Genomic DNA, 23,550 nt, shown 5'->3' on the forward strand with positions numbered 1-23,550 from the left:
AATAGTCAGGCGAACCGGGGATCATGTTCTGGCGGTGCTGATAACCTGGCGGTCAGCACCCGACGGGACGTTATGAAAGGCGATCCTTTGCTTTGTAATAGAGTCCTGCGAGCGGTAAAAACCATGGCTTGCCGTGATAACCAGGCAGCGCGGGCCATGTGTCGCGCTGCCAGGGATTTTCAGTGCGCTTTTCAGCCAGCAGACTGGCCATGACGCGTCCCATCCACACCGACATCTGGGTGCCGTGGCCGCTGTAGCCCAGCGAGTAGAAGAGGCCATCCTGTTCACCCGCGTGCGGCAGACGGTCGGCGGTCATGTCGACCATACCGCCCCAGCAGTAATCCACCTGCGACTGGCCGAGCTGTGGCAGCATCTGCGTCATCGCCCGGCGCAGGATCTCACCGCTACGCGAGTCCGACGTCGGGTTGCTGACGGCAAACCGCGCCCGCCCGCCAAACACCAAACGGCGATCGGCCGTGGTACGGAAGTAGTTGCCGATATTCAGTGAGGTGACGTAGGTGCGATCGTTTGGCAGCACCTGGCGCAGCAGCGCCGGGTCGAGCGCCTCCGTCACCACGATAAAGCTGCCGACCGGCACAATGCGGCGCTGAAACCAGGGAAAAGGGCCGACGTTGGAGCAGCCGGTCGCCATCAGCACTTTGTCCGCCACAATGGTGCCCTGCGCGGTCTCTACCCGATGCTGATAACCCTTCAGGCGTGCTAACTTCGTCACGGCGTGGTGCGGGAAAATCTTCGCGCCGCTGCGGGCGGCGGCCTCAGCCAGCCCGACGCCGAACTTGCCCATGTGCATCTGACCGCCACGTTTCTGCAGCAGGCCGCCGTGGAAGTCATCGCTGGCGATCTCGTCACGCACTGCGGTTTTGTCGAGCAGTTCGATCTCCGGGTCAACGGTGCGCCGCATCAGCTCATACGCTTCCTGCAGCCCGGCCACATGCGACGCTTTGCTGGCGAGCTTGAGTTTGCCGCACAGCCGGAAGTCGCAGTCGATCGCTTCATCCTGGATCAGTTGCTGGACATAGCTCACCGCCTCATCAAACGCCCGGTAGAAGCGGCTGGCCTGCTCCAGACCCTGGCTCGCCACCAGCGAGGCGAAGTTCTGCGCCACACCGGTGTTGCAGTGGCCGCCGTTGCGCGCCGAGGCCTGACTCATCACGTCACCACTCTCCAGCAGCACAACGTTGATGCCGCTGCGCGCCAGATTCAGGGCCGCTGAGATGCCGGTGAAGCCACCGCCAATCACCACCACGTCCGCCTGTGCGGGCAGCGGTTCGCGTGCGGCGCCGGTAAAGGCCGGAGCGGTGGCCTGCCAGAACGATTCCAGTTTCATGGGGTGTTCCTCAGAGTCCGACGACGCCAGGCAGGCCGCCGATATCGTTGATTTCGGTGTACTGGTAATACGGATTCGCCGGTTCATGACCGCGATTGACCCAGACTTTGTTTTTGATGCCGAGATCGTGGGCAGTCATCAGGTCATAGCGGAAGCTGGAGGAGACGTGCAGGATCTCCTCCGGGCCGCAGCTGAGCTTATCCAGCATGTACTCGAAGCCCTTCATCTGTGGTTTGTAGGCTCCCGTCTCTTCTGCCGTGATAGCCATATAGATTGGCGCGCCCAGACGCGGTTCGTGATGAGGGATCAGGTCTTTCATCGAGTTGGTCAGCAGCACCAGCGGAAACTCCTTAGCCACCTTTGCCAGCCCGGCGGGCACGTCGGGATGCGGACCCCAGCTGGCGCAGTCGGTGTAGATAAAGTCGCTGTCGGCTTTGTCCCAGCGGACGCCCCACTTTTTGCAGGTGCGCTGCAGGGCATTACTCACCACGTCGTAATAGGGTTTCCATGCGCCGAGCACCTCATCCAGCCGGTAGCTGGAAAAGTCGGTGGTAAAGGCGAGCATTGCGTCCGGGTCGACGCGGTCGCTGAAACAGCGCTGTGCGGCACCCGCCATATCGAAGCGAATCAGCGTGCCGTAACAGTCAAACGTGATGAATTTCGGTTTAAACAGTGCCATGTAACACCCTCGTCATTGTCAGTTGCGCTTAGAAATCGATGAGTACACTCTTCTGGCGCTGGCAGGCCTGAAACGCCTGGCGGCCTAAATCTTTACCAATGCCGGAGCCGAGAAAGCCACCGGTCGGAATGATGAAGTCGCCGGAGCGCCCATAGCGGTTGATCCAGACGGTGCCCGCGTCGATGGCGCGCATTGCCCGCAGCGCGCGCGGCAGACTCAGGGTGTGAACACCGGCGCAGAGGCCATAGGTGTCATGGGCGGCCATCGCCAGTCCCTGCTCTTCATCATCAAACGTCTGCACCGTCAGCACCGGACCAAAAATCTCCTGCTGGACCGCCGGGTTATCCTGCGCCACGTGACTCAGCAGCGTGGGCTGCCAGAACCAGCCGTCGTCGGTGTCGGCAAAACGCTCACCGCCCACCAGTACTTCTGCGCCCTGCGCTTTTGCCGCTTCAATAACCGAGCAGACTTTGTTGCCCTGTCGTTCATCGATCAGCGGCGCGTAGCGGCTGTCCTCCTGCCAGGTGACGCCCGGTTTAACCTCCCGGCAGAGCTGAGCCAGCCGCTCCACCAGCGGATCGGCAATGTTGCGCTGCACAATAAGACGGGTGCCCGCCACGCAGGCCTGACCGCCGTTGGCGGTGAAGCCGCGCAGAATCCGCTGGGCCAGCACCTCAAGGTCACCCGCGTCATCAAACACCAGTTGCGGACTTTTGCCGCCCAGTTCCAGCGTCACCGGCTTCATGCCGTGCTGCGCGGCATCGCTCATAATGCGCGCGCCGGTCAGCGTCGAGCCGGTAAACGAGACTTTGCGCACCAGCGGATGTTTTACCAGCGCGCTGCCGGTCACCGCGCCACTGCCCTGTACAATGTTCAGCACGCCCGCCGGTAAGCCCGCCTGAATGGCCAGTTCGGCCATGCGCACGGTAGAAAACGGGGTCAGTTCAGAGGGTTTAAGCACCACCGCATTGCCCGCCGCCAGCGCCGGTCCGCATTTCCACGACGCCATCGACAGCGGGAAATTCCACGGGGTAATCGCGGCGATAACGCCATAAGGTTCGGCAATCAGCATACCCAGGCTGCTGTCGCGGGTGGGAAAGAGATCCCCGCTGTATTTGTCAGCGCATTCGGCATAGAAGCGAATCGCTTCGGCGGTAAAAGGAATTTCGTGCAGCACCACGTCATTGATCGGCCGGGTGGAGCCCAGCGCTTCCAGCTGTGCCAGCAGCGCGTCCTGCTCAATCAGATCGGCCCAGCGGCGCAGTACCCGTCCGCGTTCGCGCGGCGGACAACCGGACCAGCCGCTGCTTTTCAGCGCCTGATGCGCCACAGTCACGGCACGATCAACATCCTGCAGCGTAGCGTCCTGCAGCGTGGCATAAACCCTGCCATCCGAGGGACGTTTAACCTCAAAGGATGCGCCCTGGCTCTGGCAGTGCTGGCCGCCAATATAATGGCCAGTCGGGAGAGAAACTTTTTCCGGGTCGAAACTTAACATGGAAGAATTCCTTATTTGTTACACCCATCAGTTGCTGGTTTATTAGCGTTTAAAACTGCCGGTTTCTGCGCTGTTAATAAGCTAATGCAGAAAGTATGCCAGCCGGGCAAAAAATAAAAATGCGTTTAAAACAGTGCAAAAAAATTTTCTGCCGTATTGGCGGGGGATTTTTTGCGGAATTGCCGAACAATTAAACAGATGATTTACTTCACAAAATTTATGCGCCCTGCTGGTGCAACCTGCACGGAAATTGCACCAAAGCGGATATTTCGGGTCAGGCGGCTCATTCCGGTTCACATGATCCGCCGATTTAACGACCCGCTTCACATCCCTGATAAATTCTTTGATTTTTCAGAACAATTATTTGACGCCGGTAAGTTTTTACGGAGACTCAGGCAAAAAAAAGCCAGCCGGATTATCCGGCTGGCTTTTTTCATTTTTAGTTACAGACTGCCAATGTGAAATGTTTTCTGTTCCAGATATTCATCAATTCCGTAGCGGGAACCTTCCCGGCCAATACCGGAGAGTTTCACGCCGCCAAACGGCGCGACCTCCAGGGAAATAGCGCCGGTATTAAAGCCGACCATGCCAAACTCCAGCGCCTCCGCTACCCGCCATGCGCGCCGGATGTTCTCAGTAAAGAAATAGGCACCCAGGCCGTAGGGCGTGTCATTTGCCATCGCGATTGCCTCCTCTTCATCATCGAAGATAAACAGCGGCGCGACCGGACCAAACGTCTCTTCATGGGCTATGCGCATGGTGGCGGTGACCTCACCGAGCACCGTGGGCTGCACAAAGGTCCCGTTGCCCTGGCTGATGCCGCCGGTCAGCAGCGTTGCACCCTGACTGAGCGCATCATCGATATGACCGTTCACTTTCTCCACCGCGCGGCTGTTGATCAAAGGACCAATAGTGCTGTCGGGCGCAAAACCATCGCCCACTTTCAGGGTGGCGACCGCCTCCAGCAACCGGGCGGTGAAACGCGGATAGATACTTCGCTGCACCAGGATGCGGTTAGCGCAGACGCAGGTTTGTCCGGCGTTGCGGAACTTGCTGAGCATGACCCCCGCGACGGCAATCTCAATATCGGCATCATCAAACACGATCAGGGGCGCGTTGCCACCCAGCTCCAGACTCAGGCGCTTGATGCTGTCGGCGCTCTGTTGCATCAGCAACTGTCCGATGCGGGTTGAACCGGTAAAGGAGATTTTACGTACCGTGCGGCTTTCAGTCAGCGTCGCGCCAATCTCCGTGGGCAGGCCGGTCAGCACCTGCAGCACGCCGGACGGGAAGCCCGCGCGCTCTGCCAGTACCGCCAGTGCCAGCGCCGACAGCGGTGTTAACTCGGAAGGCTTAACAATAATCGGGCATCCGGCGGCCAGCGCGGGCGCCACCTTGCGGGTGATCATGGCAATCGGGAAGTTCCACGGCGTGATCGCGGCGGCAACGCCTACCGGCTGTTTCAGCACCAGGATGCGCCGGTCCTCGCTGGGTGCGGGAATGGTGTCGCCATAGATGCGGCGTGCCTCTTCCGCGAACCATTTCACGAAGCTGGCTCCATAGAGCACTTCGCCTCTGGCTTCCGCCAGCGGTTTGCCCTGCTCGGCGGTCATGATAATCGCCAGGTCGTCAGCGTGTTCAATAATCAGTTGATGCCACTTTTCCAGCAGCGCGGCACGGCTGGCATTGGTGGTTTTGCCCCAGCTGATGCGCACCGTTTCCGCATAAGCTATCGCCTGCCCGGTTTCTGCCCGACCCAGTGCCGGAATCGTCGCCAGGGTTTCGCCCGTGGCGGGATCGGTAACCGGCAGCGTGGCGCCCTGATGCGCATCCTGCCAGCGTCCATTAAACAGCGCCTGCTGGCGCAGCAGATCGCTATCGTTAAGTTGTAGTCGCGACATATCATCCCCTTGTGGTCAGCTGATTCCACTTTATCGCGCCGGGTCAGCGCAGGATGTTGTTGTGCGGGGTGAGAAAGGTCGATAGAGGAGATTTTCGCGGTGATTTGAAATTTTATGCCGTGCGGAAACAGGCGCGCATCCGGGTGGATGCGCCGTGTGCTTAAATCTGGAAGTCGATAACCGGTTCGTCGTCATTGCTGTAGGAGAGCGCCTGACGCTTGATCTCTTCCAGCGACAGGTTGGCGTTGCAGAGTTCCAGGAACTGCCAGACGTAGTTGCGTTGCAGCTGGCCGCGTTTGAGGCCGAGCCATACGGTGCTGGCATCGAACAGATGCGTGGCATCGAGGCGCACCAGCTCTTCACTCTCTTCAGTTTCACACGCCTGATCGGCCAGTATCCCCACGCCTAAACCGAGTTTGACGTAGGTTTTCACCACATCGGAGTCCTGAGCGCTGAGCACGATATCTGGTTTTAAACCGGCCGTCTGGAACGCACGGTCCACCCGCGAACGTCCGGTGATACCCTGCCGGTAGGTAATCAATGGATAGCGGCTGAGCGTGCTCAGTGAAACCGGCTGGTTCTGCACCAGTTCATGCCCTTTCGGCACCAGTAAGGCGTGATGCCAGCTGAACCAGGGAAACGCCGCCAGGCTGCTGTTGTTGACCAGTAATTCACTGGCGATGCCAATGTCCGCCTCACCCGCCAGCAGCATGGTGACAATTTCCTGTGGCGACCCCTGATTGAGTTCAAGCCGGACGTTGGGATAGAGCTGACGAAACGCTTTGATGACTTTCGGCAGGCTGTAGCGCGCCTGAGTATGGGTAGTGGCTATGGTCAGGATGCCACTGGTTTCATTGGTAAAGACATCGGCCAGACGTCGCACTTTGCCCGCTTCATCCAGGATACGCTCAGCGATGGTCAGCAGCGCTTTGCCCGGCTCGGTCATCCCCAGCAGGCGCTTGCCGCGACGGATAAAGATCTCAACCCCGAGTTCATCTTCCAGGTCACGAATGTGCCGACTTACTCCCGACTGGGAGGTAAACAGCGTGTTAGCGACTTCCGTTAAGTTAAACTCACAGCGGGCCGCCTCACGGATGATTTTAAGCTGCTGGAAATTCACGGTATTTACCTCCCTTTACATAATCTGATTATCTGATGGTAAGAACTATTATTGATAACCGGAAATACTAAAAAATTCGGATTTATGACTTTAGGGAATAACGGGGTGAGTTTTGGGGGTGCAGAGAGGTTTGAGATGGGCGGCCGGACTTCAGAATTTGACTGAAACCCGGCCAGGGGGAGAGGCTATTTTACAGAAGGCGATAGATTACGCATTCTGGCGCTCTCTGCTTTCATCTCTTCATAGCTTGCTTCCAGGATCCACAGACAGGTCGCACCCTGGTCAGTTGCCAGTAGCGCCAGACGGGTTTGTTGATAAAAATCCTCTATAAAGGCTGTAGGTTGCTCAGCCGGAACGCTGCAGACAATGTCTGTACCTGCCATATGGGGCCAGGATCTGGCGTCAATAACCCGGAGCGTCTCCAGCACGCCCGGGGTATTCTTTGCTAACGCCGAGGCAAGGGCATCCTCCATCCGGGTTGCCTGCTGAACATCAGCCGTAGCTGCCAGTTGGGGCACTTTTGCAAGCCAGGCTTGCTCTCCTGACGCGATGCCCTTCAGCGAATTTTCCCAGTCGGATGTATTCGCTCCAGCCCAGACCGCGAAGGGCATAAGGCCAATCAATATCAGATATTTCATCGGACCACCTCCAGCGTCCCGCCTTCCCGCAGCACGCGTCGCCGGGTTGCAAGTGACATAATGATGCAGCCTTCTGAGGCGAAGCCCGCTGGCTTATTGACCCTTTCGCCATGAATGCGAAATGCCGAACGGCCAAAAGACTCTCCGGAAGTCTGCACCAGAATAATGGTCAGGGGTCCTTTTGATGTGGAGTGCCCTGCAATTCTGTACGTTCCCTGAGGAAGGGGCCCCATCCCTCTTACATGCTGGCGATCGGGATTATTTTTGTTAGTCAGACTACCTGAGTAGCCGGCCTCAATAAATTCACTGTTGTGGTATAAGTGACCCGTGCTTTGCTCATATGTCCATGTCATCGTTATATTCCTTTATGCTGTCACTCGATCATTCCAGCTGTCCGAGTGGACGATATTTCCGTCTGCATATCGCCAGGTAATTTTTTCGTAAATCAGCTCTACAGTTTCCAGATGATCCCGCGCCTCACCATAGCGGGATTTAACGTCATACATCATCGGGCCCACACAAATAACGGTTACGCCTTCCATCAAAGTATTGAAATATTCCACCTCCTGCCCCGCGTCATTTATCCGGTAAAATCTTATTTCCGCTGAGCAAAGCTTTTGACCTGAGGTCACAGCCCTGTAAAGGCAGGGACTGGACTTATCGATCTCTTTATCAAAACTGTAAGAAGCGTGTTCGCGGACAGCGGTTGTTTTACCCGTCACGTTGTCTGTGGAGAGCATGACGCCGTGATTCAGGCCGAGGACTTCAATAGCGCCTTCACGACCTGCCACGTCGACTGATCCGACAATAATGTTGTTACCGTCATCTTTAAGCCAGAGATAAGCTGGAATAGCCATCGTTTTAAACTCCATTTTAAAAAGAGAAAGCCAGCCTGTTTTCTGCTGACAGGCCCACTGCTTTCACAGCCTGATTAAACTATCTTCCGGCAAACATCAGATCAATTTTCATACAGCGTGAAATCAACCTGATTGAAGTTTTATTGTTTCAGATATAGAGATCGCGGAATAACCCGGTATCAGAGAAAAAAAACGTGCCCAAAAGCTATTCAGAATAATTTAAAAGTCGCATCAGCAATTCTTCACGCCAACATGGATTTATCATTCGTGCTATGAAGTTCACATTGTGTCGAAATGGAAAGATAGAACCTCTTCCTGTCCAGCCAGTAAACAGCTTTGTGCAGCAAATAAATACAGAAATTACAGACGAAGGTTTACCAGAGGCGTCCGGAGCGCTGAGGAACAACCGCAGGCAAGGATGAGCCGACAGGACGTCGGCGAAAGGGCGGTACGAGCCAGGGATGGCGAGTCCGGACGGTCCGTCGGCCGCAGGGCGTGACGAAGGCACCCCGCACAGCGGGGCGCGCAGGCAGCCGGACGCCGGGATTGTTAAGGGGCGGGCGTCCGCCCCTTGACGCGTCCGCCTGCACCGGCAACCTGAAACTCCCCATCGCCTGGCGGGCGAAACTTCCTCAGTGCATACCCGCTGCTAAAGGCTCACAGCCTCCATCGCCTGGCGGGCATAAACCGCTCAGTGCTAACGCGCGGCTAAGTGACCTGAAACTCCCATACGCCTGGCGGGCGAAACCCGCTCAGTGCAGCCCGCTGCAAAGCGAAACCGGCTGGTTGCCAGCCGCTGCAAGCGCCCTCTTAACTCACTAACATCAACTCCCGCTCCTCACTCAGCGGCTTATTCAGCAGCGACAGCAGAATGTTCTTCACTGCCTGCGCTGAAGGTGACAGCGGCAACCGGGCGGAGACGTTCAGTGACAGCGGCAGACTCAATGACGGGCTGTTAATGCGTGACATCCAGGCATCGGTGGATCCCACCAGCGAACGGGCGGCGGACTCAGGTAATACGGTCACGCCCATGCCGCTGGAAATGGCTGCGGTCAGGGTTGAAATCGATTCGATCTCACCGATGATGCGTGCACTCAGACGACGCAGCGAAAAGGCCTCATCGACCCGCTTGCGTACTGCGCTGTAATCACGCGGTAAGAACAGACTCATCTGCGCCACATCGGCCAGATCGACGCTGGCACCCGGGTAATCGGTGGCGCCTACCAGAAACAGATCCTCTTTCATCAGCGGCATACTGGTGATCCCGGCAGTGGGCGCGCGATCGTACAACACCGCCATATCCAGCTGACCGTTCATCACTTTCTCATTCAGCACGCTGCCGCTATTTTCGTGCAGATAAACCAGCACTTCCGGAAATTGATCGCGAACGGTCTGTAACAGCGGCATGGTCAGCGATGAAGCCGCCGTCCCTGGGGCCAGCCCAATCGATACCTGTCCACTCAGCACCTGACCGGCGTTAATTACCGCAGTCTGGGCCTGCTCACACTGGCGCAGAATGGTGCGCGCATGACCATAGAGAATCTTACCCGCCTCAGTTGGCGTAACGCCGCGCTTGGTACGAATCAGCAACTGCTGATCCAGTTCATTTTCCAGCGTCGCGACCTGCTGACTGAGTGCAGGCTGGGCGATGTGCAACACTTCTGCTGCCTGCGTCAGACTGCCGATATCGACGATTTTCACAAAGTACTTCAGTCGTCTTAAATTCATCTTGCCTCCGTCACTCACCCCGAATAGCGAAATGGGTCTGATCCCATCGCCCTGATAACAGAGATTTTGCAAGATGCAGGCCAGGTTTAAAAAATTCAGGCCATCAAGCAGCCAGATTTTTCCTAACGGCCCGGAAAATAAGCGTTTCTGATTACCTCTTATGGGTTAATAAGGATCAGGAATGGCTGAGAAGAGAGAGTAAAGCCGTCAGGCGCACTGTGACAGTGCAGACGCTGCGAGTCAGACGTGCAGAAAAGTGATGACAGGCTGTACAGTTTGAGTGCAGTGGAAACGCATTGCACCTGATGAAGTCTTGCAGCGCCTGAACAGAGGCGTGAAAAACAGGGAGTGAATGTAACCGCTATCAGCGGGATTTCTTATCGCTGGCGAATGCCGGATGATAAAAAGCAACCGTTGCCCTCTCCCGCATCCGGAAGAAGGCAACGCCTGCTGATTAACGTTTTTTGCGGTTACGGTGCATGTCGATAGAGACCGCAGCCACAATAATCATCCCTTTGATGATGTCCTGAATGTACGCATCGACACCGACGAAGGTGAATCCGCTTTTAATCAGGCCAAGGATCACTGCGCCAATTAATGTTCCGGTGATACGGCCCACGCCACCCATCAGGCTGCTGCCACCGATAACGGCTGCAGCAATCGCATCCAGCTCGTACGACATCCCCATGCTCGACTGACCGCTGCTGACGCGCGCCGCCAGTACTACACCCGCCAGGCCAGAGAGCGCGCCCGCAATGGTGTAGACGATAATCAGATACTTATTAACGTTGATACCGGAGACTTTCGCCGAGGTCATGTTGCCGCCGATGGCGTAAACATATTTACCGTAGCGGGTATGCTTCAGGGCGATATGGAACAGCAGCGCCACCACCAGGAAAATCACTACCGGCATGGCACCCTGTCCGATTGAGGTAAAGCCATCGGAAAGGAAGCTGATCGGATTGCCCTGGGTGTAATACTGCGCCAGACCACGTGCCGACACCATCATGCCCAGCGTGGCAATGAAGGGCGGAATACCGGTGCGGGTAATCAGTACACCATTGACCACGCCCGCCAGCAAACCGACGCCGATACCGGCCGCGATAGGGATCACCGCAGGCATATTCACCAGCGACGGATACATTGGCGACAGGCTGTCAGAGGTCTGCGCCAGGCTCGCGGCCACCACTGCCGCCAGGGCGATAACGGATCCGGAGGAGAGATCGATACCGGTGGTGATGATGACCTGGGTCACGCCGACGGCGATAATCCCGATAATCGCCACCTGCAATACAATCAGGATCAGACGGTTGGTGTTGAGCAGGAAAGACTGGTCACGCACGTACCAGCCGAACATTTCAAAAATTAACGCAATCCCCACCATCACCACGAAAATGCCGGTATCTTTCGGCAATTTATGACGCAGGCTGGCAAAAAAAGAGGGTTGCTGCGGGGCTGCCGGGGTGGCAGTAGCTTTCATATTGCTCATAGTGGTCTCGCGCCTCACTCGGATGCCAACGACAGAATGGTTTCCTGATCGGCTTCTTCTTTATCGAGGATGCCGGTTATACGCCCGCCGTGCATAACCATCACCCGGTCGCTCATGCCAAGAATTTCCGGCAGTTCAGAGGAGACCATGATGATAGCCACGCCACGGTTGGCAAGTTCACTGATTAAGCGGTAAATCTCCGCTTTTGCGCCGACGTCAATGCCGCGCGTCGGTTCGTCCAGAATCAGAATCTTCGGTTGCGCCAGCAGCCAGCGGGCAATCAGGACTTTCTGCTGATTACCGCCGCTGAGGTTATTGATGATTTGATCCATGGTTGGCGTTTTAATGTTGAGACGACGGATTTGATCCATACAGTCCTGCGCCATCTTCACATGGCTGACAAACCCGCTTTTGCCGCTGTACTCCGGCATGTTAACGATGCTCATGTTCTCCATTACCGATAGCACCAGAAACAGGCCGGACTTTTTACGGTCTTCGGTGAGGAACGCCATGCCCTTTTCAATCGCGGTTGAGGGTGAGTCGATTGTCACCGGCACGCCATCAATCAGGATCTCGCCGCTGTCGAAGCTCTCCATGCCGAACAGGCTCTCCATCACCTCGCTGCGACCCGCACCCACCAGTCCGGCGACGCCGAGGATCTCCCCCCGGCGCACACTGAAACTGACGTCGGTGAAACGATCTTTGCAGGTGAGATTGCGCACCGTCAGCACCTCTTCACCAATTGCGCTGTTGAATTTCGGGAACAGCTGGGTCAGTTCGCGTCCCACCATCTGGGTAATCAGCGACTGGCGGGTATATTTCGACGTCTGATCGCTGGCGATCCAACTGCCGTCACGGAAGATACTGACTTCGTCGGTGATGGTGAAAATTTCATCCATCTTATGGCTGATGTAGATGATCGCTTTGCCCTGCTCCCGCAGGTCACGAATGATGGTAAACAGATGCGCCACTTCGGTTTCTGTCAGCGCGGAGGTGGGCTCATCCATGATCACGATGTCTGAATCCCATGAAACTGCTTTGGCAATCTCAACCATCTGCTGCGACGCGATGCTCAGCTCGCCCACCATCCGATCGGCTTTCAGGCGGATATTCAGGCGGTTGAGCAGTTCCTGCGTCATCTGATTAAGTCGGGCGTGATCGACAAAGCCAAATCTCATCGGCTCGCGACCCAGCCAGATATTCTCGGCGACGGTCATGTAAGGCACCAGGTTGAGTTCCTGGTGGATCATTGAAATGCCGGAACGCAACGCGTCCATGGTGTCCTGAAACTGCACCGGCTCCCCTTTAATTTTGATGGTGCCCTGATCGGGACGATACATCCCGATCAGGCACTTCATTAAAGTGGATTTGCCCGCGCCATTTTCGCCCATCAAGGCATGTACCGTTCCCGGACGCACCCGCAACGAGACGTTGTCGAGGGCTTTAACGCCGGGGAAGAACTTGCTGATGCCTTCGGCTTCAAGCGCAAAAGCGTTCATACATCACCTCCGTACAGCTGGGTCGGGAACGACTATTTCAGGTTACGCTTGGTAAACTGTTCCATGTTTTCTTTAGTAATCAACTGGTAGGGGATATTAATGACTTTCTGAACTTTCTCGCCATTCACCAGTTTGATTGCCGTCTGCACCGCACCTTCACCCTGGCCCTGCGCATCCTGGAATACCGTGGCGACCATCTTGCCCTGCTTCAGCATCTGCAGCGCATCGGGTGTGCCATCGACGCCAGCGATCAGGATTTTGTCCGGATTTTTACCCAGTGCCTGCAGCGCACCGATCGCCATTTCATCGTTGTTAGAAGCGATGGCATTGATCTCATCACCGGCGGTCATCCAGTTACTGACTACGTCTACCGCATCGTTACGGGTAAATTTGGCGGTCTGTTTCTGAACAATTTTGATGCCAGGGAATTTAGCCGCAACCTCTTCCACACCTTTGGTACGGTCACGGGTCGCTTCATTCGCCAGGTCACCCATCAGGATGGCAACGTTGCCTTTGCCGTTCATCGCTTTAGCCAGCGCTTCCATCTGTAAGCGTCCGGCCAGTTCCGAATCTGACCCGACATAGGCCATTTTGCCGGTCAGCTCAGCCTGTGGACGGCGGTTGACAAAGATCAGTGGGATACCCGCTTTGCTCGCCTGGTCCATAATCGGTTTTACCGCATTGGTATCGACCGGGTTGACGATCAGCGCATCAACCCCCTGACCGATAAAGTTCTGAACCTGCTGCAGCTGCTGTGAAACGTCGCCTTTTGCATCCTCAACCTGCCCTTTAACGCCATCTTTCTGCATCTCTTTCTGCATAGAGGTACGCAGAATGGTGAGGAAGTTGTCATCAAACAGCGCCATGGAGACGCCAACTGAGATATCTTTTGCCATAACCGCGGCAGGTAACATGCAGGCTAACAGTGAGGCGACAATCGTTTTTTTAATGTTCATAGGGACCCTTCTTATTTGTTAACTTGCTCAGCGGCTGTGACCGCGAATGAAAAATATCTTTTACATTCACCCAGCCTGTCTGGCGTCTGTTTCGGGAAATTTGAGGTAAGACTTCAGGTTCTGACTATTTTTGTGATCGACCACTCCTTTTCACAATCACTTGATCTGCAAACAGTTAACTTCAAAATAGCGTTTCACTTTCAGACGATAATGACGACCGTGATGATAAGCAGTTTATTTATTCCATATAATCACGTTTTGAAATTTTTATCATAAAAGCACTGAAACGGTTGTTTTAACATCGGCAAACAACAAAACTTTGACATGCCTCTAACATCTGCGGAGAAATGCCCGCAAAGTGAGATCCTGTTGGCAGTTTGAAAATCCAGCAGAATCGGGTAAAAATCGCCAATCCGCTGCTTTTACGAGCATCTGAACGCAATTCGGTAAACAGGGCTTTGACAAGCGGGATCTGCGCCGCTAATATTCGCCCCGTTCAAGCGATTCCTCTGTAGTTCAGTCGGTAGAACGGCGGACTGTTAATCCGTATGTCACTGGTTCGAGTCCAGTCAGAGGAGCCAGAATTAGAAAAGCCCGCTCAGGGAAACCTGAGCGGGCTTTTTGCTTTTGATATGAGTTCAGGGACAGAGCACTGATGCCTGGGACAAGATGATTAGCTCATTGCATGCTATTTTCCGAACAGGCGCTCATTGCTTAAGTGCGCGCTTATAGTCGATCATCAGCAGAGCCCCTGAAAATGGCATCTTTTCTAAATGCTTTTCCGATAGCCCAAGTCGCGCTGACGTGACATACAGATAACGATTATCACCGGCAAAGGCACAACTTGTAGGGCGCTGGACGGGAAGATTAATGTATCGCTCAATGACTCCTTCTGGCGATATCCGCGCGATGGCAGCTCCATCAAAGAGTACACTCAGTAGAAATCCATCCTGATCAACAATCAGTCCGTCGGGCTTACCCTTTTTGGGATCAATAGTGACAACTTCCCTTCGATTACTGACTTCACCTGAGCGGAGATCGTTGTCATAGCCGTAAATAATTCCACGTCGGGAATCTGTGACGTAGAGTATTTTCCAGTCTGGACTCCAGCACATTCCATTGATAAGCGTGAAACCCGAATCGACAGTGTGCCATTTGCCGTCTGGATCGAGACGATAAAGATAGCCTGCCCCCTGTTTCAGCTCTTCATCTATCAGGCCAACCCACAGGCGGCCGGATGAGTCCAGGCGCGCATCATTAAGACGAAAGCCCTCTTGTGCGTGTGGCGCAGTGGCGATTCTTTGTCTCTTACCTGCTCTGTCAATTAATTCTATATGGCAACCAATGCCAACGAGTAACTCACCCGTATTTTTCTCCACAACAAAGCCCAGCGGGCCAGGCATAGAATATTCAACATTCCGGCCCGTTGCGGGATCAAAAAAATTAAGAGAAGCACCTGAGGTATCAACCCATAAAAGCCTGGCTCTTGACCGGCTCCAGACCGGAGATTCACCCAGTAGAGCCTTGCCTGAAAATATCACTGATATGCCATTCACTTTCGTGGTTCCACATTCGTAATAGCGATCCACGGCCAGTTCTCCGCAACCTCCTGAGCAGTTAATGCCCGGACAGCGCGAAGATTTCGTGGATAGTCCACATTTGTGGCCTCAATCATTTTGGTCGCATGGAACTGCCCATTCGCGGCACGAAGTATCCATCCCCCTTCTGTGCACGCTGAAGAGGCAAGATAGGCTACACCCGGAGCCACCTCTGAGGGATGCAACTCGGCAGGTTCTCCCTCGATACCCCACATACGTGTCTGAGCGACGGGGGATATCGCATTGACGACAATGCCATCGCTTTTGCCTTCAGAAGCCAGGACATTCGTAAGCCCTATTACCGCCATCTTAGCTGCGGCATAAGAGGCAAGACCCTTTTGAACATATTGCGGATAGAGCGCCCGGCAAGAGGTCGTCATAATGATGCGGCCATAACCCGCAGCTTTCATCGCAGGCCAGGCGGCCTGCGCGAGCCAAAGAGGTGCTTTGGCAGCAATAGCCATCATATGGTCAAAAGCACTTTCCTCAATCAACGCGATATTCTGGTAAGCGACCCAACCCGCATTGTGGATTAGGGCATCCAGTCGACCAGCGACTTTAAGGGCGTCTGTGCAAAGTTTGTGGCAGCCCTCGCGTGAGGCCAGTTCTCCCGGGATCGCATGTACATTCAGCCCTTCCAGACGAAGTCTCTCTGCCGCCCGTTCTGCAATCTGAAGATCGACACCATCGCCCTCAGCGTTGGCACCACTATCGTGAATCAAAACCATTGCGCCGAGCTGACCAATACACCGGGCATATGCGAAACCCAGTCCGCGTCCCGCACCGGTAATAAGTATTACCTGACCTTTAAAATCCACCATTTCATCCTCGTCGTTTCCAGTAACTTATTGAGAAAACAACGTAGCTCGAAGCCTTTGATATATAAAATACTATTTATAGTGTCTGATAATACTTTAATTGTATCGTAAGCAGATTGATACATTAACAAGCGGGAAGGCGGATATGACGACAGATAGTCGGGCACGGATCACTTTACGAAGAATGGAGCAATTCATTGCTGTCGCAGAGGAATTACATTTCCACCGGGCCGCAGAACGACTGAACATGTCGCAGCCTCCACTGACCAGTGCCATACAAAAGCTGGAGGAGGACCTTGGCGTCACGCTTATCGAGCGCGGTAATCGTGTACTTGGCCTGACTCTCGCGGGAGAAACATTTGTTAGTGAGGCACGTGAAACCCTTCGGCAGGCTGAAAAAGCCATCATTTCTACCGTTGATGTGGCTGAAGGACGAACCGGTGTTTTACGCCTGGGTTATGTGGGAAGCGCACTTTATGGTCGCTTGCCTGACGTTATTCGCAAATTCCGGGCAAGCCATCCGAAGGTACGACTTGAACTGCGAGAAGCAACAACCACGGCACAGATTACTGCTCTGCGTGATGGGATATTAGATATAGGCATTCTGATCCCCCCTCTTGAGCAGGCTGAGGATGTCGAACTGGCACTTTTCGACAGAGATCGTCTGTGTATGGCGATCCCCAAAGATCATCCTTTGAGTAAGCGGTCAGAACTGACGCTTGCCGATCTTGCCGATGAACCCTTTATTTTGTGGCCAATGGTTGAGGGGCGCAGCTTTCATCTGCAAGTTATACGCCTGTGTGCTAAAGCAGGCTTTGTGCCCACGATTACTCAGGAAGCACATGGGATGCATGCAGTGCTGTCATTGGTCTCGGTTGGGGGAGGCGTATCTGTCATTCCTCAAAGTATGAGTGGCTTTCGTGGAGACCAGATTAGCTATCATCCTTTATCAGACCCTGAAACTGAATTCGATCTCGTCATAGGCTATCGCCAGCTGTCTCCATCTGCACGTGCCTTCGTTCTCTCTACCGTAAAAAAGGGATAAGGCTTTTCGCATTCAGAATGAATTCTTTCTTGCCATCGCAATATTAAGAGATTGGGGAAAATATGAATGCAGGAATGTCCGCTTCGGAAAAAGAGCAGCGTGTCAGAGGAGCCAGAATTAGAAAAGCCCGCTCAGGGAAACCTGAGCGGGCTTTTTGCATTTATGTTTTCGGTCACGGCGGCATGACATCCCCGCCTGAATGGCTTACACCTCAAACCCGTAGTGCGAGCCGTCCGGCAGTTCCACCACCAGCCGCAGCTTACCCCCTGCCGCATCGATATAGCGCTTGAGCGTAGAGAGCTTCAGGTCGCGGCCCGGCTTCTCCATGCCCGCCACGGTAGGCTGTGTAATGCCCAGCGCCTTTGCCATTTCGACCTGTGTTTTCTGCACTTTCTCGCGCAGCTCGGCAAGGTGAATGTTGAGCAGGATATCCGTCGCCATCGCCTGTGCGTCGGCAACGACTTCCGGTTTTTCATCCGCAATAAGCTGTTCAAGCGTTCTGCCCATCTGGTTACTCCTCATCTTTAAAACTATTCAGCCAGTGTGTAAATTCCCGATCGGCAACCGGAAGCATCTCCTGATAAAAACGCTTTTCATTGCCCACCTTATTTCCGGCACAAAGCACAATCGCCGTTCGGTTTGGGTCAAAAGCAAAGAAAGCCCTTATCGGATCGCCGCGACTCTGAATACGCAGCTCTTTCATGTTGATATAAACAGAGCCTTTTAGCGTATCCGCGTATGGCCTGGACAACCCCGGCCCCTTTTTCGCGCAACACCATTAATGCTGCCAGTACGCAGGCGCGATCGCTCTCATTAAGCAAGGTAAACCAGCGATCAAACCTCTCCGTCGTTTTAATCATCCACACGGGATCTCCTTATTAATATAGGTCAAATACTATATAGGTGTAAAGCGATAATCGAGTGCGATACAGGGGGATTTCAGATGCCTGTGCTTTTAGTGCAAAGTGAGAGAAGCGTTCAGCCGGGTCAGTGATGAATCCACACAACCTTCATCGTTTTGCGAGCTGTACCGGATTGGTTATGGGGTGAGATGATGTGAGGCGTTGTTATCAATAAGAAAGCCCGCTCAGGCTTCCCTGAGCGGGCTTTCACTTTGTTCGCATCGCTTCCCTGCCAATGCAGAGTGACGCTTTTAGCGCGTGATTACGGCAGCGCGATACGGGCAATCTCGTCAGTGCCTTTGGTGGAGGAATCTTTGTTGAATTCCGCCTTAAGCGTGACATAGAGCGTATTGTTGTCCGGGCCAATCAGCAGGCTGTTTGGGTTCTTGTCAAACGACCAGCTGTTTTTCACCGCGTAGGTGGTGGCATCCAGTTGCAGCACTTTCTTCGATTCGCGCTGGCTGATGTAAAGCTCATTGCGTTTAGCATTGAACTTGATGCCCATCGCATCGCCTTCGATGCGCTTGATCACTTTGCCGGTGCGCTCATCAAAGATCAGCGTGGTTTTGCCTTTGGAGTCGTCAGTAACAAACAGGCGACCGGTAGCAGGATCTTCCGCCATGTTCAGGAACAGATACTCTTTGCCATCGCCTGCGGTCCAGCGCTTCTCGATTTTATGGCTGCGTGGATTGATCACCAGAATTTCACCCGAGCCGTTAGCCGCATAAATGCGCTCAGTCAGCGGGGAATAGATGATACCGGTGACCCATTTCCCGGCGTTTTTAATCTCGGTTTTCAGCTTAAAGGTTCGGGTATCTACGACGGAGATATAGCCCGGTTCGGCTACGCGACCGACATAGAGCTCGTTGCCGTGCCACAGGACTTCACGCGCACCCGCCGGATAGCCCTCTTTACTGATCTTGCCCGGGAACACCAGACGCTGCAGCACTTTGCCACTCTGGGCATCCACTTTGGAGATCGCGCCATCCAGTGAGTTGGTGGTGTAGAACACCTGACCGTTTTCATCGATAGCGGTACCGAAGTTTTTCATGTCGGTATGCGTTTCGCCTTTGGTCGTCAGCGTGGCCGGATCGAGACGATAGATCATGCCGCCGTTCACATCCTTAAACGCCTGCGCGCTGGCGACAAACAACGCTTTTGACGCAGGGGAGTAAGCCATTTCGTACAGACCATCACCCAGAGCGCGTTGTGTCACTGCGGTATTAACCGGTTTTGGGGCTTCAGCGGCAGGCGCATCGGCTTTTTTAGCAGGAGCCTGACACGCTGTCAGGCTAAAGGCAGCGGCAACTGCCATGGCAACAGCGGCTTTGCGCGGGCTTAACGATTTCATGCTGAACTCCGTCAGGAAATAAAGAATGAGAATCATACGCATTAACAGCCAGTAATCAAATGGCGACGCTGCTATCCAGACCTGTCCGGTCATTTTACCCGCGTTAAACCGCTTAACTGCCCCGTGAAATTCCACCTGAATGCCCTTTTTCTGCTTTCAAATCTGATAAACACCAGCAACTAAAAGGCTTTAAATTTTCCTATCACATTGAATTATAAATAATTAACATAAGGTTACACTTTCGATTGAATCCTTTGAAGAATATATAAAGCAAATGATTATCATTGGCGTTCTCATGACTGGCTGAGCGTCTTTTTCCAGAAGATGAGTGGATAAAAAATAACAACCAAAGACACAACGGTTTAACTCAATACCAATTTTTAATGGAAAATTTTATGGCTCGTAGTGGCAGGGAATCAGGTTTCAGAAACAGCTTTAGCGTCTCATTACTGACACTGGCGATACACGCCCTCTTCCACCCCGCCCTGGCGGCGGAGGAGACATCGCAGGATATGGTGGTCAGCGCCACGACTGACGAAACCAGTGACAGCGGTAAGCAGAATTACGCGGTGCAGACCACCCGCGCGGGCACCAAATTAATGCTGACACCGCGAGATGTGCCTCAGTCACTCAGCGTGGTGACGCAGCAGCGAATGCAGGATCAGGATCTGCAATCGGTTAATGATGTGCTGACCAACGCCACCGGTATCTCCACCAATCTTATCGACAGTGAACGCTCCGAGTACTATTCACGCGGCTTCAAAGTCAGCAACTTCACTTTCGATGGCATTCCGACCTCGGTTAACGATACATGGAATTACGGCGACGCGGCGTCCGACACGGCAATCTATGACCGTATTGAAATCGTGCGCGGTGCGACCGGCCTGATGACCGGAGCGGGCAGCCCTTCGGCCTCGATCAATATGGTGCGTAAACATGCTGACAGCAAAACCGCGACCGGCACGCTGAGTGCCAGTTATGGCAGCTGGAACAAGCAGCGCTACGTGGCGGATCTTTCTGCCCCGCTTAACAGCGATGGCAGCCTGCGCGGCCGCGTGGTGACCGGTTATACCGATCAGGAGAGCTGGCTGGATCGCTATCAAAAAACCAAAAAATTCATCTACGGCGTGATTGATGCAGACCTTACCGAGAAGACGACGCTGTCACTGGGCTACGACTATGAAGATGACAACACCGGCAATCCAACCTGGGGTGGCCTGCCGATGTTTTACAGTAATAACGCCACGACACATTACGACCGCAGCCTGAATTCGTCAGCTAACTGGGCGCGTTACAACACTAATTCGCGCAAAGTCTTTGCGGATATCGACCATAACTTCGATAACGGCTGGAATATGCATATCAACGGCACGCATGCCGAGAATACCTTCAGCGATAAGCTGCTCTATGTGATGGGCAATCCCGATCAGGAGAGCGGTGAAGGCACTACCGGTTATGGCAGTATGGATCGCGGCAAGCGTAAAATGGATTCAATCGATGGCTTTGCCAGCGGCCCGTTTGAACTGCTGGGTCGTCAGCACCTGTTGATGGCCGGGGCAAGCTACAGCCGCCAGCATAATGCCGCCTACAGTCAGGATGGATTCAGCGATGCGGAGGCGGGTGAAATCACTGCCGCCGATATGGGGATTTTCAATAATAGCTGGAGCGGTAACGTTGCGGAGCCTGAATGGCAGGGCTGGTATCTCAACGATGATGACACTATTCGTCAGAAATCGGTCTATAGCGCTGCACGGCTGTCGCTGGCCGATCCGCTGTCGCTGATTATTGGCGCTCGCTATACCCAGTGGAGCACCCATGGCAGCAGCGGAGAGATGACCAAAAATAACACCACGCCTTATGCAGGGCTGGTGTATGACATTAATGACACCTGGTCCGCCTATGGCAGCTACACCGCCATTTTCCTGCCGCAGACTTATCGCGATACTCACGGCAGTTACCTCTCACCGGTGACAGGTAAAAGTTACGAGACCGGTCTGAAATCCGCCTGGAACGATGGCCTGCTGACCGCCAGCGTGGCGATTTTCCGCATCGAGCAGGATAACGTTGGACAGGCGATTGATGGCGTTTATCTGAGCGGCAATGAGCAGGCCTATGACGCCGCCAAAGGTGCAGTGAGTAAAGGTGCCGAGTTCGAGCTGAATGGCGCGCTGACCGATAATCTGCAGCTGACCTTTGGCGCAACCCGCTATGTGGCACGCGATAAAAGTGGCCGGTTCAACAGCTATCAGCCGCAAACCTCATTCAAGCTTTTCACCCGTTATCAGTTAGCCGCGATCCCCGAGCTCACCGTTGGTGGCGGAATTAACTGGCAGAACCGGGTGTTTAAAGATGTGACCAATGCCAGCGGCGATAGCGTTCGGGTTTATCAGGGCAGCTACCCGCTGGCCTCGTTGTTTGCCCGCTATCAGGTGAATAAGCAGGTTGCCGTACAGGCCAACGTCGATAATCTCTTTGACCGTGAATATTACAGCTATATGAACAGCTACGTTTACGGTGAGCCACGTAACGTGAATGTCAGCGTGTCTTATCAGTTCTGATAATGGTGAGCTGAGAGGCCAGACAGCCCGCGATTGCGGGCTTTTTTGTATTGCAATTATCTCCTCCAGGCCGGAGGTTTTCTCAACCGGGTCGTCATTCCCTCTTTAATGTCCGATAGAAGCCATTATTTTTAATAAAAATAACGCGACAGATTACTGCCTGATCACCGCTAAATAGCGGTACTGCTGCAAACGTTTTTTTAAATCATCGTTCCGGAATTCAAATATGCACATTGGCCCGACTACAGCCCAGGCAGCCCCAGATTCTCCCGCAGCGTAGCAAACTCATACTCATCGCGAAATAGTCCGCGACGGCGCAGTTCCGGGATCACCAGCTCCACAAACAGATCCAGTTGTTCAGGCATAATGGCTGGCATAATGTTAAAGCCGTCCGCCCCGCCCTGCTCCAGCCACTGCTGGAAGTCGTCGGCGATATCTTCAGCGGTACCGACAATCACGCGGTGTCCGCGTGAACCGGCGGCGACGGCGGCCAGCTCACGCAGCGTCAGATTCTCGCGCTTTGCCATATCGGTCATCAGCTTAACGCGGCTCTGATTACCTTCGCCCAACGGAACCTCCGGTACCGGGCCATCCAGTGGATATTGGCTGAGATCCATACTGAACCGCAGTGAGAGCTGACGAAGCCCGTTCTCAATATCCACCAGCGTATTCAGCTTTTTCCACAACGCCTTCGCCTCCTCACGCGTGCGGCCAATAATCGGCATGACACCGGGCATGATCACAACATGATCCGGGTTACGCCCGGCGGCAATGACCTGCTCCTTTTGAGTGCGATAGAACGCTTGCGCTTCCTCCAGACTGGCGGAGGCGGTAAAGATCACTTCCGCTGTCTCAGCCGCCAGCTTCTGACCATCAGCAGAAGAACCTGCTTCGATAATCACCGGACGTCCCTGTGGCGAACGCGTGATGTTCAGGGGGCCTTGTACCTGAAAATGCTCGCCCTGATGGTTGATCGGTTTGATCTTCTCATCAACAAAATAGTCCCCGGTCGCTTTGTCGGGCTGTACTGCCCCCGCTTCCCAGCCCTGCCACAATTTGTCTGCCACCTCAAGGAACTCCCGCGCACGGGCATAGCGGGAAGCGTGGTCGGGCATATCGCTGCGGCTGAAGTTACGTGCAACGTCAGTGGAAAACGAGGTCACGACGTTCCACGCGGCCCGGCCACGGCTGATGTGATCCAGTGACGAGAAACTGCGCGCCAGTGTAAAGGGATCGCTGAAGGTGGTAGAGGCGGTTGCGGCCAGGCCAATACGTCTGGTGTTGACCGCCAGCGCCGCCAGCATCGTCAGCGGTTCAAGGCGTGCCATGGTCGACGGCAGACGATACATGCTGGTTGCCAGTGCATCACCCACAAAGAACAGGTCGAACTTACCCGCTTCGGCTTTTTTAGCCAGCGTGATCAGCCAGTCGATGTCAGTGGGATCGCCCAGCTGTTCCGTCAGACGCCAGCCGCTCACGTGCTGACCCACCGGTTGAACAAACAGGCCGAGCCGCAGGCGACGTGATGGAGTGAAATGATTCATGAACGATTCCTGGTCTGTAAG

At 54.3% G+C, this 23,550-nt stretch carries 19 protein-coding genes, 1 tRNA gene and 1 pseudogene; 3 read left to right on the plus strand and 18 right to left on the minus strand.

All coding sequences use genetic code 11. The features are described from left to right. Positions 1-70: 70 nt before the first annotated feature. From HFD87_RS10805 to HFD87_RS10860, 12 genes are all read right to left on the minus strand, one after another. On the minus strand, positions 71-1,348 hold the full coding sequence (locus HFD87_RS10805) for an FAD-binding oxidoreductase (protein ID WP_167423406.1): 1,278 nt from the start codon (positions 1,346-1,348) through the stop codon (positions 71-73). A 10-nt stretch (positions 1,349-1,358) separates the two neighbouring features. Continuing rightward, positions 1,359-2,027, minus strand: a complete 669-nt coding sequence (locus HFD87_RS10810; protein ID WP_167423407.1) for a haloacid dehalogenase type II — start codon at positions 2,025-2,027, stop codon at positions 1,359-1,361. 28 nt (positions 2,028-2,055) lie between these two features. Next, the gene (locus tag HFD87_RS10815; RefSeq protein WP_167423408.1) at positions 2,056-3,525 is read right to left on the minus strand and encodes an aldehyde dehydrogenase; all 1,470 of its coding nucleotides are present in this window, start codon (positions 3,523-3,525) and stop codon (positions 2,056-2,058) included. A gap of 443 nt (positions 3,526-3,968) precedes the next feature. After that, positions 3,969-5,426, minus strand: a complete 1,458-nt coding sequence (locus HFD87_RS10820) for an NAD-dependent succinate-semialdehyde dehydrogenase (RefSeq protein ID WP_033758293.1) — start codon at positions 5,424-5,426, stop codon at positions 3,969-3,971. Between the two features lie 160 nt (positions 5,427-5,586). Further along, positions 5,587-6,546 carry an HTH-type transcriptional regulator Cbl gene (gene cbl / locus HFD87_RS10825; RefSeq protein ID WP_010247887.1) on the minus strand — a complete coding sequence of 320 codons (960 nt, stop codon included), beginning with the start codon at positions 6,544-6,546 and terminating at the stop codon, positions 5,587-5,589. Between the two features lie 185 nt (positions 6,547-6,731). Then, positions 6,732-7,184, minus strand: coding sequence for a hypothetical protein (locus tag HFD87_RS10830; RefSeq protein WP_167423409.1), 453 nt, complete (start codon positions 7,182-7,184; stop codon positions 6,732-6,734). Next, positions 7,181-7,537, minus strand: a complete 357-nt coding sequence (locus tag HFD87_RS10835; protein WP_010247892.1) for a tlde1 domain-containing protein — start codon at positions 7,535-7,537, stop codon at positions 7,181-7,183. Before HFD87_RS10835 ends, HFD87_RS10830 begins: the two co-directional genes overlap by 4 nt. Before the next feature lie 12 nt (positions 7,538-7,549). Next, positions 7,550-8,041 (minus strand): type VI secretion system tube protein TssD, encoded by a 492-nt coding sequence (gene tssD / locus HFD87_RS10840; RefSeq protein WP_010670916.1) that lies wholly within the window; start codon positions 8,039-8,041, stop codon positions 7,550-7,552. Between the two features lie 810 nt (positions 8,042-8,851). Further along, positions 8,852-9,769 (minus strand): nitrogen assimilation transcriptional regulator NAC, encoded by a 918-nt coding sequence (nac, locus tag HFD87_RS10845; protein ID WP_010247899.1) that lies wholly within the window; start codon positions 9,767-9,769, stop codon positions 8,852-8,854. Between the two features lie 454 nt (positions 9,770-10,223). Next, positions 10,224-11,249: an ABC transporter permease gene (locus HFD87_RS10850; RefSeq protein ID WP_170933484.1), complete on the minus strand. Its 1,026-nt coding sequence runs from the start codon at positions 11,247-11,249 to the stop codon at positions 10,224-10,226. Between the two features lie 23 nt (positions 11,250-11,272). Then, positions 11,273-12,757, minus strand: a complete 1,485-nt coding sequence (locus tag HFD87_RS10855) for a sugar ABC transporter ATP-binding protein (protein ID WP_010247905.1) — start codon at positions 12,755-12,757, stop codon at positions 11,273-11,275. Between the two features lie 32 nt (positions 12,758-12,789). Further along, positions 12,790-13,713 carry a sugar ABC transporter substrate-binding protein gene (locus HFD87_RS10860; protein ID WP_010247907.1) on the minus strand — a complete coding sequence of 308 codons (924 nt, stop codon included), beginning with the start codon at positions 13,711-13,713 and terminating at the stop codon, positions 12,790-12,792. A gap of 505 nt (positions 13,714-14,218) precedes the next feature. Here HFD87_RS10860 and HFD87_RS10865 point away from each other — a divergent pair. Then, positions 14,219-14,294: transfer RNA gene (locus HFD87_RS10865), tRNA-Asn, on the plus strand. 126 nt (positions 14,295-14,420) lie between these two features. Here HFD87_RS10865 and HFD87_RS10870 read toward each other — a convergent pair. After that, positions 14,421-15,302, minus strand: coding sequence for an SMP-30/gluconolactonase/LRE family protein (locus HFD87_RS10870; protein WP_243207476.1), 882 nt, complete (start codon positions 15,300-15,302; stop codon positions 14,421-14,423). Further along, a complete protein-coding gene (locus HFD87_RS10875; protein WP_132500088.1) occupies positions 15,266-16,132 on the minus strand; it encodes an SDR family NAD(P)-dependent oxidoreductase in 867 nt (288 codons plus the stop codon). Before HFD87_RS10875 ends, HFD87_RS10870 begins: the two co-directional genes overlap by 37 nt. A 142-nt stretch (positions 16,133-16,274) precedes the next feature. On the opposite strand from HFD87_RS10875, the gene HFD87_RS10880 reads away from it, so the two are divergent. Then, a complete protein-coding gene (locus HFD87_RS10880; protein WP_010247916.1) occupies positions 16,275-17,174 on the plus strand; it encodes a LysR family transcriptional regulator in 900 nt (299 codons plus the stop codon). A 204-nt stretch (positions 17,175-17,378) separates the two neighbouring features. Here the strand turns inward: HFD87_RS10880 and HFD87_RS10885 are convergent, their stop codons facing one another. The 3 genes and pseudogenes from HFD87_RS10885 to HFD87_RS10895 all read right to left on the minus strand — a co-directional run bounded on the left by HFD87_RS10885 (position 17,379) and on the right by HFD87_RS10895 (position 19,427). Then, positions 17,379-17,681, minus strand: coding sequence for a helix-turn-helix domain-containing protein (locus HFD87_RS10885; protein WP_010247918.1), 303 nt, complete (start codon positions 17,679-17,681; stop codon positions 17,379-17,381). A gap of 4 nt (positions 17,682-17,685) precedes the next feature. Then, positions 17,686-18,040 (minus strand): annotated as a pseudogene (locus tag HFD87_RS10890) (type II toxin-antitoxin system RelE/ParE family toxin). A gap of 298 nt (positions 18,041-18,338) precedes the next feature. Continuing rightward, positions 18,339-19,427 (minus strand): YncE family protein, encoded by a 1,089-nt coding sequence (locus HFD87_RS10895; RefSeq protein WP_029519393.1) that lies wholly within the window; start codon positions 19,425-19,427, stop codon positions 18,339-18,341. A 395-nt stretch (positions 19,428-19,822) separates the two neighbouring features. Here HFD87_RS10895 and fhuE point away from each other — a divergent pair, with 395 nt between their 5' ends. Next, positions 19,823-21,985 (plus strand): ferric-rhodotorulic acid/ferric-coprogen receptor FhuE, encoded by a 2,163-nt coding sequence (fhuE, locus tag HFD87_RS10900; RefSeq protein WP_167423410.1) that lies wholly within the window; start codon positions 19,823-19,825, stop codon positions 21,983-21,985. Positions 21,986-22,227: 242 nt separating this feature from the next. Here fhuE and HFD87_RS10905 read toward each other — a convergent pair whose 3' ends face one another. Next, positions 22,228-23,529, minus strand: coding sequence for an LLM class flavin-dependent oxidoreductase (locus tag HFD87_RS10905; protein ID WP_167423411.1), 1,302 nt, complete (start codon positions 23,527-23,529; stop codon positions 22,228-22,230). Positions 23,530-23,550 lie beyond the last annotated feature (21 nt).

Source organism: Pantoea sp. EKM21T (genome assembly GCF_011800405.1).
In the GTDB taxonomy this organism is placed as follows: Bacteria; Pseudomonadota; Gammaproteobacteria; order Enterobacterales; family Enterobacteriaceae; genus Pantoea; species Pantoea agglomerans.

What these genes read in the sequence shown, in the direction of transcription:
- HFD87_RS10880 (WP_010247916.1), top strand. Translation starts at nt 16,275, where the DNA reads ATGACGACAGATAGTCGGGCACGGATCACTTTACGAAGAATGGAGCAA.
- HFD87_RS10815 (WP_167423408.1), bottom strand. Translation starts at nt 3,525, where the DNA reads ATGTTAAGTTTCGACCCGGAAAAAGTTTCTCTCCCGACTGGCCATTAT.
- HFD87_RS10810 (WP_167423407.1), bottom strand. Translation starts at nt 2,027, where the DNA reads ATGGCACTGTTTAAACCGAAATTCATCACGTTTGACTGTTACGGCACG.
- HFD87_RS10850 (WP_170933484.1), bottom strand. Translation starts at nt 11,249, where the DNA reads ATGAAAGCTACTGCCACCCCGGCAGCCCCGCAGCAACCCTCTTTTTTT.
- HFD87_RS10875 (WP_132500088.1), bottom strand. Translation starts at nt 16,132, where the DNA reads ATGGTGGATTTTAAAGGTCAGGTAATACTTATTACCGGTGCGGGACGC.
- HFD87_RS10820 (WP_033758293.1), bottom strand. Translation starts at nt 5,426, where the DNA reads ATGTCGCGACTACAACTTAACGATAGCGATCTGCTGCGCCAGCAGGCG.
- HFD87_RS10895 (WP_029519393.1), bottom strand. Translation starts at nt 19,427, where the DNA reads ATGAAATCGTTAAGCCCGCGCAAAGCCGCTGTTGCCATGGCAGTTGCC.
- HFD87_RS10885 (WP_010247918.1), bottom strand. Translation starts at nt 17,681, where the DNA reads ATGGGCAGAACGCTTGAACAGCTTATTGCGGATGAAAAACCGGAAGTC.
- HFD87_RS10905 (WP_167423411.1), bottom strand. Translation starts at nt 23,529, where the DNA reads ATGAATCATTTCACTCCATCACGTCGCCTGCGGCTCGGCCTGTTTGTT.
- nac (WP_010247899.1), bottom strand. Translation starts at nt 9,769, where the DNA reads ATGAATTTAAGACGACTGAAGTACTTTGTGAAAATCGTCGATATCGGC.
- HFD87_RS10855 (WP_010247905.1), bottom strand. Translation starts at nt 12,757, where the DNA reads ATGAACGCTTTTGCGCTTGAAGCCGAAGGCATCAGCAAGTTCTTCCCC.
- fhuE (WP_167423410.1), top strand. Translation starts at nt 19,823, where the DNA reads ATGGCTCGTAGTGGCAGGGAATCAGGTTTCAGAAACAGCTTTAGCGTC.
- HFD87_RS10805 (WP_167423406.1), bottom strand. Translation starts at nt 1,348, where the DNA reads ATGAAACTGGAATCGTTCTGGCAGGCCACCGCTCCGGCCTTTACCGGC.
- tssD (WP_010670916.1), bottom strand. Translation starts at nt 8,041, where the DNA reads ATGGCTATTCCAGCTTATCTCTGGCTTAAAGATGACGGTAACAACATT.
- HFD87_RS10860 (WP_010247907.1), bottom strand. Translation starts at nt 13,713, where the DNA reads ATGAACATTAAAAAAACGATTGTCGCCTCACTGTTAGCCTGCATGTTA.
- HFD87_RS10835 (WP_010247892.1), bottom strand. Translation starts at nt 7,537, where the DNA reads ATGACATGGACATATGAGCAAAGCACGGGTCACTTATACCACAACAGT.
- HFD87_RS10830 (WP_167423409.1), bottom strand. Translation starts at nt 7,184, where the DNA reads ATGAAATATCTGATATTGATTGGCCTTATGCCCTTCGCGGTCTGGGCT.